16 protein-coding genes are annotated in these 18244 nt (G+C 71.9%); 4 read left to right on the forward strand and 12 right to left on the reverse strand.

Translation table 11 applies throughout. The annotated features are described in order from the left end of the window. Nucleotides 1-16: 16 nt before the first annotated feature. Both dapC and fdxA read right to left on the reverse strand, forming a co-directional pair. Nucleotides 17-1108, reverse strand: coding sequence for a succinyldiaminopimelate transaminase (dapC, locus tag UWG_RS0112710; RefSeq protein ID WP_016907593.1), 1092 nt, complete (start codon nucleotides 1106-1108; stop codon nucleotides 17-19). A gap of 166 nt (nucleotides 1109-1274) precedes the next feature. Further along, complete coding sequence (fdxA, locus tag UWG_RS0112715; RefSeq protein ID WP_016907594.1) at nucleotides 1275-1601, reverse strand: ferredoxin; 327 nt, start codon at nucleotides 1599-1601, stop codon at nucleotides 1275-1277. Nucleotides 1602-1754: 153 nt separating this feature from the next. Here fdxA and UWG_RS0112720 point away from each other — a divergent pair, with 153 nt between their 5' ends. Both UWG_RS0112720 and UWG_RS0112725 read left to right on the forward strand, forming a co-directional pair. Then, a complete protein-coding gene (locus tag UWG_RS0112720; RefSeq protein WP_420235628.1) occupies nucleotides 1755-2798 on the forward strand; it encodes a GNAT family N-acetyltransferase in 1044 nt (347 codons plus the stop codon). A gap of 4 nt (nucleotides 2799-2802) precedes the next feature. Continuing rightward, the gene (locus UWG_RS0112725) at nucleotides 2803-3678 is read left to right on the forward strand and encodes a transglutaminase family protein (protein ID WP_016907596.1); all 876 of its coding nucleotides are present in this window, start codon (nucleotides 2803-2805) and stop codon (nucleotides 3676-3678) included. Between the two features lie 54 nt (nucleotides 3679-3732). Here the strand turns inward: UWG_RS0112725 and UWG_RS0112730 are convergent, their stop codons facing one another. From UWG_RS0112730 to UWG_RS0112745, 4 genes are all read right to left on the reverse strand, one after another. Next, nucleotides 3733-5727, reverse strand: a complete 1995-nt coding sequence (locus UWG_RS0112730; RefSeq protein ID WP_029391399.1) for a hypothetical protein — start codon at nucleotides 5725-5727, stop codon at nucleotides 3733-3735. Nucleotides 5728-5865: 138 nt separating this feature from the next. Continuing rightward, entirely contained in the window at nucleotides 5866-6267 is a 402-nt protein-coding gene (locus UWG_RS0112735; RefSeq protein WP_016907598.1) for a DUF6113 family protein, read from the reverse strand. After that, nucleotides 6264-7226, reverse strand: a complete 963-nt coding sequence (gene mshB / locus UWG_RS0112740) for an N-acetyl-1-D-myo-inositol-2-amino-2-deoxy-alpha-D-glucopyranoside deacetylase (RefSeq protein ID WP_016907599.1) — start codon at nucleotides 7224-7226, stop codon at nucleotides 6264-6266. The genes UWG_RS0112735 and mshB overlap by 4 nt, the downstream gene beginning before the upstream one ends. A gap of 29 nt (nucleotides 7227-7255) precedes the next feature. Next, nucleotides 7256-7450 carry a DUF2304 family protein gene (locus UWG_RS0112745; RefSeq protein ID WP_016907600.1) on the reverse strand — a complete coding sequence of 65 codons (195 nt, stop codon included), beginning with the start codon at nucleotides 7448-7450 and terminating at the stop codon, nucleotides 7256-7258. Between the two features lie 331 nt (nucleotides 7451-7781). Here UWG_RS0112745 and UWG_RS0112750 point away from each other — a divergent pair, with 331 nt between their 5' ends. Continuing rightward, nucleotides 7782-9968, forward strand: a complete 2187-nt coding sequence (locus UWG_RS0112750) for a S9 family peptidase (RefSeq protein ID WP_016907601.1) — start codon at nucleotides 7782-7784, stop codon at nucleotides 9966-9968. 35 nt (nucleotides 9969-10003) lie between these two features. Here UWG_RS0112750 and UWG_RS0112755 read toward each other — a convergent pair whose 3' ends face one another. The 5 genes from UWG_RS0112755 to UWG_RS0112775 all read right to left on the reverse strand — a co-directional run bounded on the left by UWG_RS0112755 (nucleotide 10004) and on the right by UWG_RS0112775 (nucleotide 16279). Then, complete coding sequence (locus tag UWG_RS0112755; RefSeq protein WP_016907602.1) at nucleotides 10004-11131, reverse strand: ABC transporter ATP-binding protein; 1128 nt, start codon at nucleotides 11129-11131, stop codon at nucleotides 10004-10006. Beyond that, nucleotides 11128-12219: an ABC transporter ATP-binding protein gene (locus UWG_RS0112760; RefSeq protein ID WP_016907603.1), complete on the reverse strand. Its 1092-nt coding sequence runs from the start codon at nucleotides 12217-12219 to the stop codon at nucleotides 11128-11130. Before UWG_RS0112760 ends, UWG_RS0112755 begins: the two co-directional genes overlap by 4 nt. A 12-nt stretch (nucleotides 12220-12231) precedes the next feature. After that, nucleotides 12232-13209 (reverse strand): ABC transporter permease, encoded by a 978-nt coding sequence (locus UWG_RS0112765; RefSeq protein WP_016907604.1) that lies wholly within the window; start codon nucleotides 13207-13209, stop codon nucleotides 12232-12234. A 156-nt stretch (nucleotides 13210-13365) separates the two neighbouring features. Further along, nucleotides 13366-15168 carry an ABC transporter substrate-binding protein gene (locus UWG_RS0112770; RefSeq protein WP_193386445.1) on the reverse strand — a complete coding sequence of 601 codons (1803 nt, stop codon included), beginning with the start codon at nucleotides 15166-15168 and terminating at the stop codon, nucleotides 13366-13368. 82 nt (nucleotides 15169-15250) lie between these two features. Next, complete coding sequence (locus UWG_RS0112775; protein ID WP_078495645.1) at nucleotides 15251-16279, reverse strand: ABC transporter permease; 1029 nt, start codon at nucleotides 16277-16279, stop codon at nucleotides 15251-15253. A gap of 488 nt (nucleotides 16280-16767) precedes the next feature. Between UWG_RS0112775 and UWG_RS0112780 the strand changes: the two genes are divergently transcribed. Next, entirely contained in the window at nucleotides 16768-17841 is a 1074-nt protein-coding gene (locus UWG_RS0112780) for a DUF3824 domain-containing protein (RefSeq protein WP_016907607.1), read from the forward strand. Nucleotides 17842-17857: 16 nt separating this feature from the next. Here UWG_RS0112780 and UWG_RS0112785 read toward each other — a convergent pair. Next, nucleotides 17858-18244: oligopeptide/dipeptide ABC transporter ATP-binding protein (locus tag UWG_RS0112785; RefSeq protein WP_016907608.1), on the reverse strand; the 387-nt coding region annotated here is incomplete at its 5' end.

Raw genomic sequence — 18244 nt, forward strand, 5'->3', positions numbered from 1 at the left:
GCGCGTCGGCGGCCCCTCAGGAGAGCCGCTCGACCGCCGCGCGCACCCGCTCGTCCGTCGCCGTGAAGGCGACGCGGACGAAGCGCTCCCCCGCCGGGCCGTAGAAGTCGCCGGGCGCCACCAGGACCCCGTCCTCCGCGAGGCGGGCGACGGTCTCCCAGCACGGCTCGTCGAGGGTCGCCCAGAGGTAGAGGGACGCCTCGCTGTGCTCGATCCGGAAGCCGCGGCCCTCCAGGGCTCCGCGGAGCGCCTCCCGGCGAGCGGCGTAGCGGGCCCGCTGCTCGGCGACGTGGACGTCGTCGTCGAGCGCGGCGGCCGCTGCCGCCTGCACCGGAGCGGGGACCATCATGCCGCCGTGCTTGCGGATCTGGAGGAGCTCGCCGAGGACCGCGGAGTCACCGACGCAGAACGCGGCGCGGTAGCCGGCGAGGTTGGAGCGCTTGGAGAGCGAGTGGACGGCGACGATTCCCTCGTACGAGCCGCCGCAGACCGCCGGGTCGAGCACCGAGACCGGTTCGGCCTCCCAACCGAGCTCCAGGTAGCACTCGTCGGAGAAGACGAGGACGCCCCGCTCCCGCGCCCAGGCGACCGTCGCGCGGAGCGTCTCGGCGTCGAGGACCCGGCCCGTCGGGTTGGAGGGCGAGTTGAGCCACAGCAGGGAGATGTCCTCGGGCAGCTCCGCGAGGCTGTCGTACTCGACGGGCTCGGCGCCGGCGAGGCGGGCGCCGACCGCGTACGTCGGGTAGGCGAGGCGCGGCAGCGCGACGCGGTCGCCGGGGCCGAGCCCGAGCTGGGTGGGGAGCCAGGCGACGAGCTCCTTGGAACCCACCACGGGAAGGACGTTGGCGTGCGAGAGCCGCCCGGCGCCGAGCCGGCGCGCGCTCCACCCGACGATGGCGTCGCGGAACGCCTCGGTGCCCCAGACCGTCGGGTACCCGGGGCTGTCGGAAGCGCCCGTGAGCGCCGCGCGGACGAGCTCGGGCACCGGGTCGACCGGCGTGCCGACGGAGAGGTCGACGGCGCCGCCCGGGTGTGCGGCCGCCGTCTTCTTCAGCGGTTCGAGGCGGTCCCAGGGGAAGACGGGCAGCCGGTCGGAGACGGGAGGCACGGGGGCGGCTCTCTTTCTTGCGGTTCCTCGGCGAACGGTGCGGCCGTTGCCCGAACGCCGCGGTCCCGTACGGCATGGGGAACGCCGTACGGGACCGGTGGCTGCGCCTCGGGCTCCCGCGCGGGACGCCTCGGCGCGGCCGCAGTCGGCGGGTCCTGGACTGGGGTTACTCGTCGTGCTCCTGCGGGGGCAGCGCGGCGATGAGCGGGTGGTCACGCTCGATCAGGCCGAGCTTGCTCGCACCGCCGGGGGAGCCGAGGTCGTCGAAGAACTCGACGTTCGCCTTGTAGTAGTCCTTCCACTCCTCCGGGGTGTCGTCCTCGTAGAAGATCGCCTCGACCGGGCAGACCGGTTCGCAGGCTCCGCAGTCGACGCATTCGTCCGGGTGGATGTACAAGGACCGCTGGCCCTCGTAGATGCAGTCAACGGGGCACTCCTCGATGCAGGCCTTGTCCTTCAGGTCGACACAAGGCTCCGCAATGACGTAAGTCACGCTGTCGTTCCTCCTCGGTAGGGCTGGCGGCTGCCGTATACCCGGTTCCGCCGCTGGGCGCGCGGGAGCGCTGCTTCGATCGGACGGCGTCGATGCCCGCACCTAGTATCGCCGCTGGGGGGCACACGACGAACAGGAGGGGCGGGTAGATCAGTGGAATTCGCCATGGGCGGACGTCTCGATATCCGTATCACACCATCTGACGTGGGAAAACGCGTTTCGGTAAGGTCGTTGACCGGTCCGGAGGAGCCCGCGGCCAGGTTCACGGACACCGTCGGCCGGCTCTCGTCGTGGACCGACGGCGTGCTCAGCATCACACGACGTACGGGAGCGAGCGTGCGGATCGACGAGACGGACGTGGTCGCGGGCAAGGTCGTGCCGCAGGCCCGTCCGCGCGGCCGGGGCCTGACGGCGACTCCGGTATCCGAGCTCACCGCGGTCGCCGGACGCGGCTGGCCCGCGGTCGAGCAGGAGCCATCGGGCGGCTGGACGCTGCGTGCCTCCTCCGGGTTCACGGCCCGCGGCAACTCCGTCCTCGTACTCGGCGACCCGGACCTGCCGCTCGCCGACGCGGTCGCGCACACCGAGCAGTGGTACGAGCGGCGCGGACTGACGCCGCGCTTCCAGGTGACTCCCGCGGACGAGGCGCTCGACTCCCTGCTGGCCGCCCGCGGTTGGGAGCGCGAGCGCCCCGCCGTGCTCCGCGTCGGCCCGCTGGACGCCGTCGTGCGCCAGGAGGCCCCGCTCCCCGAGGGCGCCTCGGCGTCGCTCGCCACCCGGCCCGACGAGCGGTTCCTCCGGCTCTACGGACGCACGCTCACCGCCCGGAAGGCCGCGGAGGAGGTGCTGGCCACGCCGCCGCCCGGCGGCTGCGTCCACCTCCTCACGGTCACCGGGCGCGACGGTGCGACGCTCGCCGTGGGCCGGTGCTCGGTGGACGGGCGGTGGGCCGGTTTCGCCGCGATCGAGGTCGCGCCCGAGGCGCGGCGGCGCGGGCTGGCGACGGCCGTGATGCGGCGGCTCGCCGAGGCCGCCCTCCAGGACGGCGCCTCGGGCGGCTACCTCCAGGTCGAACCGGGCAACCACGCGGCGGGCGCTCTCTACGACCGGCTCGGTTTCACGCCGCACCACGAGTACGCCTACCGGACCCGCACCTCGCCGGGACGGGTGCCGGCGGGCGCTCCTGGGGAGGCATGATCAGGTGGGCGAAGACGCGAACGTGGCGGAGGAGAACCGGAGTCGGTTCGCCGAGGAGGTGCGGCAGCGCCGACCGGACCTGGCGCTGCTCTGCCTGCTGATCAGCGTCGAGGCGGTCGCGCACGGACGCGCGGGGGCGACGCGTCGGGAGGCGGAGGCGCTCGTCGACGGCGCGCAGGCCGAGCTCGACCGGCTCGCGGGGCAACTGCCGTACCGCAGGGGGCGTACGCCCCGCGAGTGGGCGGAGGCGCTGCGGGCGCTGCTCGGCGGCCAGTCGGGGTTCCGCGGCGCCGTCGAGGACTACCGCAGGCTCGACTCCTCGCTGCTCGACGCCGTGCTGGAGCGGCGGCGCGGCCTGCCGATCCTGCTCTCCGTCGTCTGGATCGAGGTCGCCCGCAGGGCCGGCGCACCCGTCTACGCGGTGGCGCTGCCGGGGCACTTCACCGTCGGCTTCGGCGAGCCGGGCGGCGAGCACGTGCTCGCCGACCCGTTCGACGGTGGGCGGCTCCTCACCGACGAGGAGGCCGAGGTACTCGTCGCCGGCGTCACCGGGCGGCGCACCCCCCTCTCCCCCGCGGTGCTCCAACCGGCGGGCCCCGACGAGGTGGTGCTCCGCATCCTCAACAACATCCGGGCCTGGGCGGCCGAGCGCCCCGAGCACTCCGCGGTGCGGCTGTGGGCCATAGACCTCTCGCTCCTCCTCCCCCACCACCCGGCGCAACTGCGGTACGAGCGGGCACGGTTGCTCGTCGAGCGCGGGGAGTTCGCGCGGGGCGCGGCGGAGATGGAGGAGTACGCCAGCGTGGTCGCGACGATGGAGCCGAACGCGGCCGAAGCCGTGCGCAGGGCGGCCCGGGCGGCGCGGGCCCGGCTGAACTGACGTACGCGCGCCATTGCGGCGTGGGGCCGGCGGCGCGGAGCCGCCGGCCCCCACTCACTGCGAGGTGGCGCCCGGCACCTCGGCCACGCGCTTCTGCGGCGAAGCCGGTGCCTCCTTCTTCAGCGCCTGGACCATCGCGGCGGCCGCGTGCTGCGGCTGCATGGGCACGGTCCCGCTGCCGCCTTCCACGACCACGTCGTCGAAAGCCGTGCCGTAGGACGCCTCGAGCTTCTTCACGTCGATCACCGGCTGGAGCTTGTCGCCGCCGAGCCGCATGGTGAGCAGCGAGCCGAGCGTCTGCTCGCTGAACGGCACCGTGACGTCGCCCGCCTTGAGCCAGACCCAACCGGACATCGCCGTCTTGCCGAACCCGTTGACCGCCCGGTCGAGTTCGGCCTTGCCGACCTTCGGCTGCTGCCGGCTCACCGGTAGCCGCACGGTGTTGTCGGCGCCGGAGGCCGCCCGCTGGACGTAGGCGCGCTCCAGCGACTCGGACGCCTTGGCGGCGTCGAGCCCCTTGTACGGCTTGCCGGGGACGGCGACGGCCCGGCCACCGGTGAACTTCACCATCCCCTCGCTCACCCGGCCGCTGCCGCCGGGGAGTTGGGAGAGCGCGGAGTGCATCTTCTCGTCGTCGACGGAGACGGCGGGCTCGGCCTCGCGCTCCATGCCGAAGAGGGAGCCGATGACGCTGACGGGGTTGTAGTCGCGGCCCGCGGCGTTCTGCACCGTCGCCTCGTTGTCGAGGGTGAGACCGGCCACCGCCGGCTTGACCGTGCTCTTCTCGCCGTCGACGTCGACCTTGAGCGGCGCCGTCGTACGGTCGCCCAGCGCCTCGTCGAGCTTGTTGACGGCCTCGTGCTTGGTGGTGCCCCCGATGTCGACGCCGACGACGGTGGTGCCGTTGGGGACGTCGGAGTGGTCGAGGAGGAGCCCTGCGCCGTAGGCGATGCCGAGCAAGCCGAGGACCGCGACGCCGGCGAGGACCAACTTGTTGCGCCCCTTCCCCCGCGGCGCGGGCGGGGGCTGCGGGGGCTCGGTGTGCGCGGGCGGCGCCTGCGTCGCCGCGGGCCAGGACACCGCCTGGCCGGACGGGACTTCGCCCGACTCCTCACCGGGCGTCCCGCTGACGACGGGGTCGCCTGCGAGACGCTCGGAGCCTGTGTCCTGCGGTCCTTCGAGGAGCCCCTCGCCCGCGCCGCCCGGCGCGAACGGGGCGGGCCCCGTGCCGAGGCCGAGGGTGGAACCGGCCGGCGCCGTACCGGAGTTGCCGCCGCCGGGCGGGGGCACGGCGGGCGTGCCCTGCGCCGGTGTGCCCTGGGGGCCGGCCTGCGGAGGCGCGGGCGGCATGTGCAGCTCGCCCGTCGCCGGGCCGGTCGTGGGGTCCGAAGGCCCCGGCCGCGCGGGCTCGTCGGGGTGTTGGACGAGGCCGTGGACGCGGCTCGGCTCGTCGGGTCCGGCGCCCGGTGCCGCCGCCGGGACGCCGTCGGGCGGCGTCGCCGTGCGGTCGGCGGGCGGTTCGGGTGCGTCGACGAACGGCAGGTCCGTACGCGTGCCGCTCGACGCGCCCTCGGTGGGCGTGCCGGCCGCCGGCGTGCCGCCCTGGGGGTTGCGGTTCTTCGGCTTGCGGGGCGCGAACCAGTCGCTCGTCTCCTGGGTGAACTCGCTGCCCGCGCCGCCGGGTTCGGCGGAGGCCGCGGGCGCCTGGGGCGACGGGGCGTCCTCGGCGGGCTCGCGGGCGGGCGGAACCTCGCGCTCCGGTGCCTCGGCTGCGGGCTCCTCCTCCGGCTCGCCCTGGGCACCGGCCTCGTCCCCGGGGACGGGGGTGCGCATGACGACGGGCGGAATCGGGCGCGAGCCCGGGATGTTGATCCGCACGCGGGTGGTGAGCGTCGTCTCGGTCTTCGGCTCGTCCGCCTTGGCTCTCGGCCGAGACGCCTCGGGGTCTCCGGGCGCGCCCGCCGGACCGTACGGCTCGTTCCCAGGCGGGTACGGCGTATCACCGCGCCCGTTCGGCACGGAGGACGGACTGTCAGTTTCACGGCTCAAAACAGGTACTCCCCGGATGGATGCGCGGTCCCCGTCATTTCCCCGGGAACCGCTCGCCGGCGGGGCACCACAATACTGGGGGGCTGCCGGGCGCGGGTCCGGGAGCCGGTGAACACCCCGTACGGCTCAAGTGCGGTGTCAGTGACCGCCCCGGCGCGACGGCTGCTCCGGCGGCGGCGAGAGCGCGAGGGTGGCGCAGATCACGGCGGCGAGGACGCCGCCGAAGAGGAAGGCGTAGGATCCGGCTCCGGCCGCGAAGACGAAGTCGCCCTCGGGACGCGAGGTCGTCAACAGCAGGACGACGACCGTCCATGCGGCCCCGGGCGCCGCGGCGCCCAGCTTCGTCCCGCACAGCAGGGCGCCGCCGTGGAAGACGCCGATCGCGGCGACGAGCGCCAGCGCGAGCCCGCCGTAGTGCCACGCGCCCTGGAGGAGCGCACCGGCGACGCCGGTGACCGCGCCCGCGACGGCGAGTACGAGGTAGAGGGCGACGCGCGCTCCCCGCCTGCGCACGTAGGGGAGTTCGGCTGTCCGGCTCATGCGTCCACCCCTGCGAAGAGGTCGTCCGAAAGAGGGGCCGAGGGCCCGGCCACGTCGGTGAGGGCGTCGGCGAGGAGGTAGTGCTCCACCGCGCGCAGCGGCTGCACGAGGCCGTTGGAGAGCGCGAACGTACCGTCGCCGACGGTGAGCTGGGTGGCGTGCGCGCGCATCGCGGCGGCCTTGGCCTCGGCGTAGGTGGTGGCGTCGACCCGTACGTCGGGGGCGCCGTCCGGCACGAGGCCCGGCAGGTCGGCCGCTTCGGCGACCGGCGGTTCGGGAAGGCCCTCGGCGACGGCGGGGAGTTCGGGGTTCTCCGGAGGCGCGGGGAAGCGCGAGGTGTCGCCGCGGGCGGCCGCGGTGCGCAGCTCGTCGAGTCCGGCGTGGGCCTCCGAGTGCGGGACGCAGTTCCAGTAGATCCGCGCGACGCGGTGCGCGGGGCGGCCCTCGGGCGCGTGGCCGGGGTCGGCGGCGAGTTCGGCGGCGCGCATCGTGACGCGGTGGGCCTGGATGTGGTCGGGGTGGCCGTAGCCGCCGTCGGGGCCGTAGGTGACGAGGACTTGGGGGCGCACCTCGCGGACGGTGTCGGCGAGTTCGGCGGCGGCCTCGTCGACCGGTGCCTGCCAGAAGGCGCGGGGGTGCACGTTGGACGGCGTGTCGAACATCCCCGAGTCGCGGTACCGGCCGGGGCCGCCGAGGAGGCGGTGGTCCACGACGCCGAGCGCCGCCATCGCCGCGGCGAGTTCGCCCTCGCGGTGAGGGCCGAGGGCGTCCTTGCGGGTGGGCGCGAGGTGGGCGAGCCCGGCCGGGACCACCTCGCCCTCTTCGCCGAGCGTGCAGGTCACCAGGGTGACGTGGGCGCCCTGTGCGGCGTACTTCGCCATCGTGGCGCCGTTGTTGATGGACTCGTCGTCCGGGTGCGCGTGCACCAGCAGCAGGCGCCGCTCGGGGGCTTCGGTCATACCCGCACCCTAAACGGCGCCGCACGGCCTCAGAACTTGATGCCGCCGATCATGCCGGCGACGTTGGTGGTGAGCTCGTTGATGGTGGGGGCGATGGAGGAGCTCGCCAGGTAGAACCCCAGCAGTACGCAGACGAGCGCGTGCGACGCTTTCAGCCCTGATTTCCTCACCAGCAGGAAGACGACGATCGCAAACAGCACCACCGCCGAAATCGAGAGTGCCACGGCGGTTCACCTCCAAGTACGCGCGGTCGGTAAGGAATCGGGACGGGATCGCAGCGAGCGGACGGAGCTGTCGTGCCGAACCGCAGCGGCGCCGCCGCCGCGGAATCCTAGGGGTCCTACGGCCGTGCACGGTGGTACCGCCCCTCCGCGGAGGAGGCGTCACAGGGCTTACTACCCCGCCCCCCACCATGCGCAACGGATCATAACTATCCGTGAGGCCGCACGGGTCGGTGCACGGATGCAGAAGAGGGGCGCATATTCAGATCCGGCCACGTCGGACGACCGCCGGGGCAGCGGCGCGTGCGCCCGCGCAGCGCAGTACCGTCGCCGCATGGCAACCAGCTTCCCGCGGCAGCACGCCCGCACCCACCGGTTCACCCTCGGAGCCCCGCGCGCGTTCGCCGTCGCCGCGGACGGCTCCCGCATCGCCTTCCTGCGCTCCAGGGACGGCAGCGACCGCGCCAACATGCTCTGGGTGCGCACCACCGAGAGCGGCGCGGAGCGCGCCGTGGCAGACCCCGTCGCACTCCTCGGCGGCGGGGACGAGGAGCTCTCGGCCGAGGAGCGGGCGCGCCGCGAGCGCACCAGGGAGGGCGCGGCCGGCATCGTCGGATATGCCACGGACAAGCGCCTGGAGTCCGCCGCCTTCGCTCTCTCGGGCCGCCTTTTCACCGCTTCGTTGACAGAGAGTGCCGACGGGTCCTGGCCACGCGAACTCCCCACCGCCACACCGGTCGTGGACCCGCGCCCCTCCCCCGACGGCTCGCGCATCGCGTACGTCGCCGACGGTGCGCTGCGGCTCGTGGCGGCCGACGGTTCGGGGGACCGCGCGCTCGCCGTACCGGAGTCCGGAACCGTCAGCTACGGATTGGCTGAATTCATCGCAGCCGAGGAGATGTCCCGCACCCGCGGGTACTGGTGGTCGCCCGAGGGAGACGCGCTCCTCGTCGCCCGCGTGGACGACGCGTCCGTCGGCCGCTGGTGGATCTCGGACCCGGCGCACCCCGCCAACTCCCCCGCGCGGACGGCGTATCCGGCGGCCGGCACCGCCAACGCGCGCGTGGACCTCTATCTGGTGAACGCGGACGACGGGGCACGTACCGCGATCGAGTGGGACTGCGAGGCGTACCCGTACCTCGCCCGCGTCCACTGGTCCTCGCGCGGAGAGCCGCTGCTGCTCGTGCAGAGCAGGGACCAGCGCAGGACAAGGACCCTCGCGGTCGACACCGCGAGCGGCGCCACCCGCACCGTCCACGCCGAGCAGGACCCGGTCTGGCTGGAGCTCTTCGCCGGGGTGCCCGCCTGGTCGCCCGACGGGCGGCTCGTCCGGATCGAGGACACCGAGCCCGGCACGGCGGCGCCCGGCGGCTCGCGCGCGCTCTTCGTCGGCGAGGAGCGGTGCACGCCACCGGAGTTGCACGTGCGGAACATGCTCTCGGTCGAGGAGGACGGCGTGCTCCTCACCGCCTCGCAGGGCGGGAGCGAGCGCACCGCGCCCGGCGAGGTCGGTGTCTGGCTGGCGCCGCTGCCCGGCGCGGGCGGCGGGGCACGCCGGCTCGCCGTCGAGGACGTGCCGCACGTCGCCTCGGCGGTGCGGGGCGGCGACGTCCTCGTCCTGTCCTCCAGTACGCTCCTGCGCCCCGGGGCACGCGCGGACGTGGTGCGGCTCACCGCGGAGGGCACCCTTGAAGAGCTCGGCACCGTCGCGTCGTACGCGGAGGAGCCGCAACTCACCGCCGCGCCGCGGCTGTTGCACACGGGCAGCCGCGGGCTCCCCGCGTCGGTGCTGCTGCCCTCGGGGTACCAGGAGGCCGACGGGCCGCTCCCGGTCCTCCTCGACCCGTACGGCGGCCCGCACGCCTCCCGAGCCGTCGCCGCGCACAACGCGCACCTGACGTCGCAGTGGTTCGCCGACCAAGGGTTCGCGGTGATCGCCGCGGACGGCAGGGGCACGCCGGGGTACTCGCCCGGCTGGGAGAAGGCCGTCTCCGGCGACCTCGCGGGCGTCACCCTCGACGACCAGGTGGAGGCGGTCCGCTCCCTCGCGGGCGAGTACCCCCTCGACCTCACCCGCGTCGGCATCCGCGGCTGGTCGTACGGCGGTTACCTCGCCGCGCTCGCGGTACTGCGCCGCCCCGACGTCTTCCACGCGGCCGTCGCGGGCGCCCCCGTCGTCGACTGGCGCCTCTACGACACCCACTACACCGAACGCTACCTCGGCACCCCCGAGATGGACCCGGCCGTCTACGCGCACAACTCGCTCGTCACCGACGACGGCCTCTCCGAGGCCGCAGAGCCGCACCGTCCGCTGATGCTCGTCCACGGCCTCGCCGACGACAACGTCGTCGCGGCGCACACCCTGCGCCTCTCCTCGGCGCTCCTCGCCGCGGGACGCCCGCACGAGGTGCTGCCGCTCTCCGGGGTGACGCACATGACGCCGCAGGAGGAGGTGGCCGAGAACCTCCTCCTGCTCCAGGTCGCCTTCCTCAGGCGTGCGTTGGGCGTCCCGCTCGACTGACGCGGCGGGCGGGGCCTGCGAGTCCCGCCCGCGGCTCAGCCCGCCGGGGTCTCCATGGAGCGCAGCGCCGAGTCGAGGACGACGTCCTCCTCGCGCGTGGTGGTGCTGCCCTCCTCGGGGAAGTGGCAGGCCGTCAGGTGCCCCGCCGCGTTGCCCGGGATCTGGACGAGCGGCGGCTCCTCGGCTGCGCACTTCTCCTGCGCCTTCCAGCACCGGGTGCGGAACCGGCATCCGGAGGGCGGGTCGATCGGCGAAGGGACGTCCCCCGCGAGGCGGATGCGCTCGCGGTCGTCCGGCGCCGCGCCCTCGACGGCGACCTCGGGAACGGCCGAGAGGAGCGCGTGGGTGTAGGGGTGGCGGGGGCGCACGTAGATCGACTCGCGGTCGCCCACCTCGACGATCTTCCCGAGGTACATCACCGCGACCCGTTGCGAGAAGTGCCGGACGATCGCGAGGTCGTGGGCGATGAAGACGAACGCGATACCGAGTTCCCGCTGCACCTTCTGGAGCAGGTTGACGACCTGCGCCTGGATCGAGACGTCGAGCGCCGAGACCGGCTCGTCCGCGACGATCAGCTTCGGCTGCAGCGCCAACGCCCGCGCGACGCCGATGCGTTGCCGCTGGCCGCCGGAGAACTCGTGCGGGAAGCGGTTGTAGTGCTCGGGGTTGAGGCCGACCGTCTCCAGCAGCTCCCTGATGCGCTGCTCCCGGCCGCCCGGCGGATCGATGCCGTTGACCTCCATGGGCCCCGAGATGATCGAGCCCACCGTCTGCCGGGGGTTGAGCGAGGAGTACGGGTCCTGGAAGATCATCTGGATCTCGGAGCGGACCGGCGCCATCCGCCGCCTCGACGCGTGCGTGATGTCCTGCCCGCGGTAGCTGATCGTGCCGCCCGTCGGCTCCAGCAGCCGCGTCAGCAACCGCCCCGTCGTCGACTTGCCGCAGCCGGACTCACCGACGAGCCCGAAGCTCTCCCCGCGGTGCACGGCGAGGTCGATCCCCGAGACGGCCTGCACCTCGCCGACCTTCCGCTTGAACGGGAACCCGCCCATGATCGGGAAGTGCTTGGCGAGGTTCTCCGCCTTCAGCAGCGGCTCGCCCGCGGGCTCGCCGCCGGCGGCCGCGGGGCCCGGAGCGGTGCCCGAGGAGGGTGTGGTGCTCATACGTCTCGTCTCCTAGGTGCCTGGCCCAGCCGGGGCTTGATCTGCTCGGTGAAGAGGGTCCGCTTCTGTTCGTCCGTCAGGTGGCAGGCGGCGCTGCGGCCGGGCGGCAGCTCCGGGCGGTCGGCGGTGCAGGAGAGACCGCCCGCGACCTGTTCCGCGAAGTCGCACCGCGGGTGGAAGGCGCAGCCGCCGGGCGGGGAGAGCAGGCTGGGCGGGGTGCCGTGGATCGGCGTGAGCGCCTCGTCGACGTCGCCGGACAGGCGCGGCATCGACGACAACAGGCCCCAGGTGTACGGGTGTTGCGGGCGCCGCAGGACGTCCTCGACCGTGCCGCGCTCGACGGCCCGCCCGCCGTACATCACCAGGATGTCGTCGGCCACGTTGCCGATGACGCCGAGGTCGTGGGTGATGAAGATGATCGCGGAGCCGAACTCCTGCTGGAGGTCCTTGAGGAGGTCGAGGATCTGGGCCTGCACGGTGACGTCGAGCGCCGTCGTCGGCTCGTCGGCGATGAGCAGGTCGGGGTTGCAGACGAGCGCCATCGCGATCATGGCGCGCTGCCGCATGCCGCCGCTGAACTGGTGCGGGTAGTCCTTCGCACGCGTCCTGGCGTTCGGGATGCCGACCTTGTCGAGCATCTCCACGGCGCGCTCGTGCGCCTCCCGCTTGGAGGCGCCCTCGTGTTTGCGGTAGGGCTCGGCGATCTGGCGGCCGACCGTGTAGTACGGCGAGAGCGCGGTGAGCGGGTCCTGGAAGATCATCGCCATCTTGTTGCCGCGCAGCGACTCCAGCGTCTTCTGCCGGGCCCCGGTCAACTCCTGCCCGTCGAGGAGGATTTCGCCCGACACCTCGGTGCTCGCCGGGTTGTGGAGGCCGAGGATCGACAGGTTCGTCACCGACTTGCCCGAGCCGGACTCGCCGACGACGCCGAGGGTGCGTCCGCGCTCCAGCTCGAAGGAGAGTCCGTCGACGGCCTTGACGGTGCCGTCCTCCGTGGCGAAGTGGACGTACAGGTCGCGGACGCTGAGGAAGGCGTCCCCGCCGCCGCGCGGCGCGGGCACGTCCGCTTCCTTGGTCAGGGTGGTCATGGCCGGGATCTCCTAGGACAGGCGCACGCGCGGGTCGATGAACGCGTAGACGGCGTCCACGATGATGTTGAAGAGGATGATGAAGGTCGCGGCGAAGAGCATCACGCCCATCACCATCGGGAGGTCGGTGTTCTGCACCGAGTCGACGGCGAGCGTCCCGAGGCCCGGCAGCGAGAACGTCCACTCCGTGATCATCGCGCCGCCGAAGAGCGACCCCAGGTCGACGCCGAAGATGGTGACGATCGGGATCAGCGAGCCCCGCCAGGCGTACCGGAAGAAGACCGTCCGCCCCGACATCCCCTTCGCCCTCGCGGTGCGCACGTGGTCCTCCTGGAGCTGCTCGATCATCGAGGAGCGCGCCAGCCTCGTGTAGTTGGCGGTGAAGATGATCTGCACGACGCACCAGGGGATCAGCAGCCCCATGAACCAGCCGGCCGGGTCCTCGGTGAGCGGCACGTACTGCGGCTGGTCGAGGAGTTCGAGGTTGTAGACGACGAGCGCGAGGACGAGCGGGCCGATGAAGTAGATCTGCATCGAGCTGAGGACGAGCGACCCCGTGGAGAACGCCTTGTCGAGCAGCGTGCCCTTCTTGTGCGCGGCGATCATGCCGGCGCCGAGCCCGATGGCGAGGAAGACGACGGCGCCGCCGACGGTGAGCGAGACCGTCGTCGGGAAGCGGTCGACGATGGTCCCCCAGACGGGGTCGGAGTTCGCGAAGGAGTACCCGAAGCACGGTGCGGGACACGGGCCTTGCGCGAAGTCGCGGCCCGTGACGATGCCCGACATGAACTCCCAGTACTGCTGGGGCACCGGCTTGTCGAGCCCCAGGTTCCGGTGGATGACCTCCAGCGCGTCCGGCGTGCAGTTCTTGCCGCAGGCCAGCATCGCCGGGTCCCGGGGGACGGCGTAGAAGAGGAAGAAGGTGACGGCGCTGATGATCAGCAGGATCACCACGGCGCCGAGCGACCGGCGGATCAGGAATCGCAGCATGGCAGAACGCAGCTCTCGTGCGGCGGCGGGATCGGGGACGGACGGTGTGTACGGGGGCGGCGGGCGCCTCCGGGGCCCTGCCCCGTCGGGGCGGGTCCCGGAGGTGCCGCACCGGCCGAACTCGGCGGCCGGCGCCGCTGCTTCGCGCGTCGGGCGTTACTTCTTGACGTACAGCTTGTGCGGCATGAGGTCGTGCAGCTGCTCGTCGAAGTAGACTCCGCCGATCTTGGAGCCGTGGAGCTGGACCGCCTTGTAGTACATCAGCGGCACCTGCGGGGTGTCCTCCTTGAGGATCTTGTCCGCGAGCTTCATCCACTCGTCGGCCGCCTTGTTGGGGTTGGAGATCTGGGAGATGCGGTCGATCTCCTTGTTGGTCTCCGCGTTGTCGTAGTGCGAGTAGTTCGACGCGCCGTCCTGGATCTGGCGGCCGTCGTAGAGCGGCGGGATCACCGTCGAACCGCTCGGCCAGTCGGCACCCCAGGAGGAGTGGTACATGTCGTACTTGTTCTTGACCTTGCCGATCTGGTCGTAGTAGGTGTCCGCGATGATGTCCTTGCGCTGGACGTCGAAGCCGACCTTCTTGAGGTTGTCGGCCGCCGCCACCGAGAAGTTCTGCCACTCGGGCGCGTTCTGGTAGGCGAAGGTGAGCTTCATGCCCTTCTTGCCCGACTCGTCGAGCAGTTGCTTCGCCTTCTTCAGATCGCCCTGCGGCTTGGAGATCTTGTTGAAGGGGTCGCTCGGCTTGTGGCCGACGAGCGTCGGACTGTAGTAGTTCCCGGCAGGCTTGCCGCCGCCCGCGCCGCCGAAGGCGGAGATCAGGGACTGCGCGGGGAGCGCGTAGGCGATGGCCTGGCGGACCTTCTTGTCCTTCAGCCGGCTCATGTTGAGGTTGATGACGCCCACGTAGGACTGGTAGCCCTCGACCGAGCGGTCCTTGACCTTCTTGTCGGTCCGCACCTGGTCCATGCTGGAGGCGTCGACCTGGTTGCTGAAGCTCACGGCCGTCTGGTTCTCGCCCGCGTCGGACATCAGCCGCTTCGTGGAGTCCTCGAAGGAGACCCCGAACTGGATGTCGAAGGCGTCCGGGTACTGGTTGCGGGCCGCGTCGGTCTTCGGGTCCCACTCCTTGTTCCGGACGAGCTTCATCGACTTGCCCGACTTGAACGAGGCGATCTTGTAGGGGCCGGAGACGACCGGCTTCTTGTCGTACTTCTCCTTCGTGTCGCCGTCCTTCTGCACGGCCGCGTAGCCGGCCATCGCCAGCGCGTACGGCAGCTCGGGCTGCGGCTTCTTGAAGTGGAAGACGATGGTCTTGTCGTCCGGCGTCTCCAGGACGTCGTCCGGCAGGTGCTTGCCCTTGTACGGGCCGCCGGGCAGCAGCTTGCGGTAGCCGGTGCCGTTCTCACCGGCGAGCCACTGCTGGAGGAAGACGGGGCCCTCGGCGATGAAGTCGGCGAACTGCCGCTCGAAGGTGTGGCGTATGTCCTCCGAGGTGATCTCGGAGCCGTCCTCCCACTTCACCCCGTCCTTGAGGGTGTACGTCCACGTCTTGCCGCCGTCCGACTTCTTGCCCGAGTCGGTGGCGAGGTCCCCGACGACCCGGTAGTCGTCGTCGCCGACCTTCTTGTACGTCGTCAGACCGCGGTGGATGAGGGTGGCGAGCGAGCCCTCGTCGCTGACGTAGATCTGCGCGGGGTCGAGGTGCGCGAAGCTGTCGCGCTGGAGGACCTTGATGGTGCCGCCCTTGGTGGCGTTCTTGTCGAGGTCGCCCGCAGGCCCCGTGGACTGCTTCGCGTTGCCGAAGGTGTAACTCACCTCCTCGCCCTGCTGCTTGGCCTTCTCGTCCGAGGAACCCCCGTCGTCCCCGCCGCCTCCGCTGCTGCAACCGGTGAGGATCAGCGCCCCCGCGGCGACGGCCGCGAGTGAGGCGCGCAAGCCTTTCGTGCTCACTCTGCTCATAGGTGTCTGCACCTGCCTGTCGTATCCATCGCTGCCGGACTGCCTCGGTGCGGGGCGGCAGCAGCCTCCCGCAACTCGGACGTCATCGGCCCGACTTGGGGTCGAAGGCGTCCCTGACCGAGTCCCCGAGCAGGTTGAACGCGACGATGAAGAGCACCATCGCACCGCCCGGGAAGAACATGTAGGTGATGTCGCTCTGATAGACCTTGGCGCCGGTGGCGAACATCCGGCCCCAGTCGGGGGTCGGCTCCAGCATCCCGACGCCGAGGAAGGAGAGCCCCGCGATGCTGGTGACGAAGTTCGGCAGCATGTACGTCGACTGCACGAGGATCGGCGTGACGACGTTGGGGAGCAGCTCCTTGCGGACGATCCGCGAGGGCGGCGTCCCCGCGACCTTCGCCGCCTCGATGAACTCCCGCTCCCGCAGCGAGAGCACCTGGCCGCGCAGCAGCCGCGCCAGGGTCATCCAACCCAGCAGCCACATCACGTAGATGAGCACGCAGGCGCGCATCCAGGTCGGCATTTCGTCCTGCTCGTTGACGAAAAGCGCCCCGATCACAGGGGTGAAGGCGATGAAGAAAAGCTGGTTGGGGAAGGACATCATGAGGTCGGTGAGGCGGCCGAGGAAGTAGTCGGTCCTTCCGCCGAAGTATCCGCCGGCGACGCCGATCACGATCGCGGTGAGCACGGAGAGGATCGTGATCGCGACGGCGAGCCCGAGCGAGGTGCGCATCCCGTAGACGAGCTGCATGAAGACGTCGCGTCCGAGATCCGGCTCGAGGCCGAACCAGTGCTCACCGTCGATGCCGCCGTTCGGCTTGACCGGATAGCCGTTCTCGTTGAGCAGGCCGGGCGTGATCTGTCCGTACCGGGTGTACGGGTCCTTGCCGTAGAGCTTCGACACCAGCGGGGCGCAGAGCGCGACGAGGAAGAAGAAGCACACGACGCAGGCCGACACGACACCGACCCGGTCGCGCTTGAACCGCATCCACATCAACTTGCCGGGCGACCGCCCGGCCAACTCACCGCTCGTAGCGCCCCGTTCGGCGCCGAGGTCCTCGGGGCCCGGGGTCTCGGCACCGGCCAACGCAGCCTGGGAAGGACTTGTCATCGCGTGAGTGCCCCCGCGCTCAATTCTCTTAGGAGCCCGTATCGTTGAGGCGATCACGTGATGCGGGCGAGTGGGTTGAGCGGGACTTTGGCAAGCCAATTAGCTTGCAGTCAAGGGGTGTTGGGCGCTACGCGCATGTCTCGCCCGCATCTTGAGCGAAGGTTGTGCAGATCGAACCCCTTACGTGCTTGACAACGCGCGTAGAGTCCGGGCAAACCAGGACAAGACCGGCTCCGACTCGTTTTACACGGCGGCAACTCGACCGTCGCAGCACCGATATGCGGCAACGGCACCCTGAAGTACGTACGGCCGTGCGGGTGCCGTAACCGGCCGGGTCGGAGGCTTTCCTTCCGCCCCGGCCGGGCCCAGCGGGCCTCCGCCCCGACGTGCCCCGGCGCAACGGCCCGCCCCGCTACGGTTGTTGTGAACCGCCGCTCACGGGTAGATCTAGTGCACCGCACGTCCGCACCAACGGGGGGCCGAGAGCTTTGGGGCAAGACAGAACACTCGCGCGCGGAGCCCGGACCTTCGGCTCCGTCCTCCTCACCGTGCTCGCGCTGGTGAGCCTCGGCTGGATCGTCCGCGACCTCACCCAGGCGGACAGGACGGTGGACGTCTGGTGGATGTGGACGGGCGCGGTCCCCCGCGCCGAGGGCGGCGTCTGGGTCAGCTCGTTCCTCGAACCGACGCTGCTGCTGACGTACGCCGTCTCCGCGGTGATGGCGGTGCGCTCCTCAGCCGCCGCCGGCATCCTCACCTCCGTCGGCCTCACCACCGTGCTGCTGCGCATCCCCGGCCTGTGGATTCCCAACGCCAACTGGACGCAGGGCGTCGACGAGGACCTCCAGACCCAACTCCTCTTCTCCACCATCGGCATGGTCGTCCTCGGCGCCGCGCTGGTCGTCACCGCCGCGACGGGACGCCGCCCGATCGAGCCCGACGGCGCCCCGCCCGCCGGCCCCGCGGACGAGCCGGCCGCGCTCCCCACCCGCGGCGGCGGCACCACGGCCTTCCTCGTGCTCGCCGCCGCCGGACTCGTCGTCGCGGCCTGGGAGGTGCGGAACTGGTACGAGATCGGCTGGGAGTACTACAGCCGCAAGCTCACCGGCGAGCGGAGCACCGTCACGCTCCTCGCGGTCCCGCCCGGCTGGTTCGCCTGGGCACTGGCCCTGCTCCTCCTCGTCGCCGGCTGCACCGCCGCAGCGAGGGCGCGGTTCTCGCGCGCGATGGGGCTCGTCCTCTCGGCACCGCTCCTCGGCCACGGCGTCTTCCCGCTCGCCTACGCGGTCAAGATGCGGCTCCTGGAGAACTTCTCCGAGCTGAACACCCGCGACCAACTCCTGCTCGCCAGCATGGCGTTCGAGGTCCTCGCCGGCGTCGTCGCGCTGCTCGCCCTCGCCCGCCGCGCGGAGCCCGAGGACCCACCCGGCTTCTTCGAGGACCCGCCCGGCATGTACCAGCCCCCGCCCACGGGCGGCTACGGCCAACCGAGCCAGGGCTACCCGGCCCCTCCTCCCGACCCGTACGGCCGCCCGGCGCCGCACAGACCGCCCGGCTGGTGAACCCGCCGCGCGCGGCTCACCCCGGCGTCACCGACCGCCGCTCAGCCGCGAAGTGGCAGGCCGACGGATGGTGGACCGCGCCCGTCGCCTGCTCCATCGTCTCGGGGACCTTCAACTCCGGATCGTCGACGACGCACCGCTCCTGCGCCTTCCAGCACCGCGTACGGAAGTTGCACCCCGAGGGCGGATCGGCCGGGGAGGGCACGTCGCCCTGGAGCACGATCCGCTCCCTGCGGGCCTCGGCCTCGGGGTCCGGCACGGGGACGGCCGAGAGGAGCGCCTGCGTGTACGGATGAGTGGGGTACTCGTAGATCTCCGCCTCCGTGCCGATCTCCACGATGCGGCCCAGATACATCACGCCGACGCGGTCGGAGAGGTGCCGCACGACGGAGAGGTCGTGCGC

The sequence above is a fragment of the Streptomyces xiaopingdaonensis genome, assembly GCF_000262345.1.
GTDB classification, from domain to species: Bacteria; Actinomycetota; Actinomycetes; order Streptomycetales; family Streptomycetaceae; genus Streptomyces; species Streptomyces xiaopingdaonensis.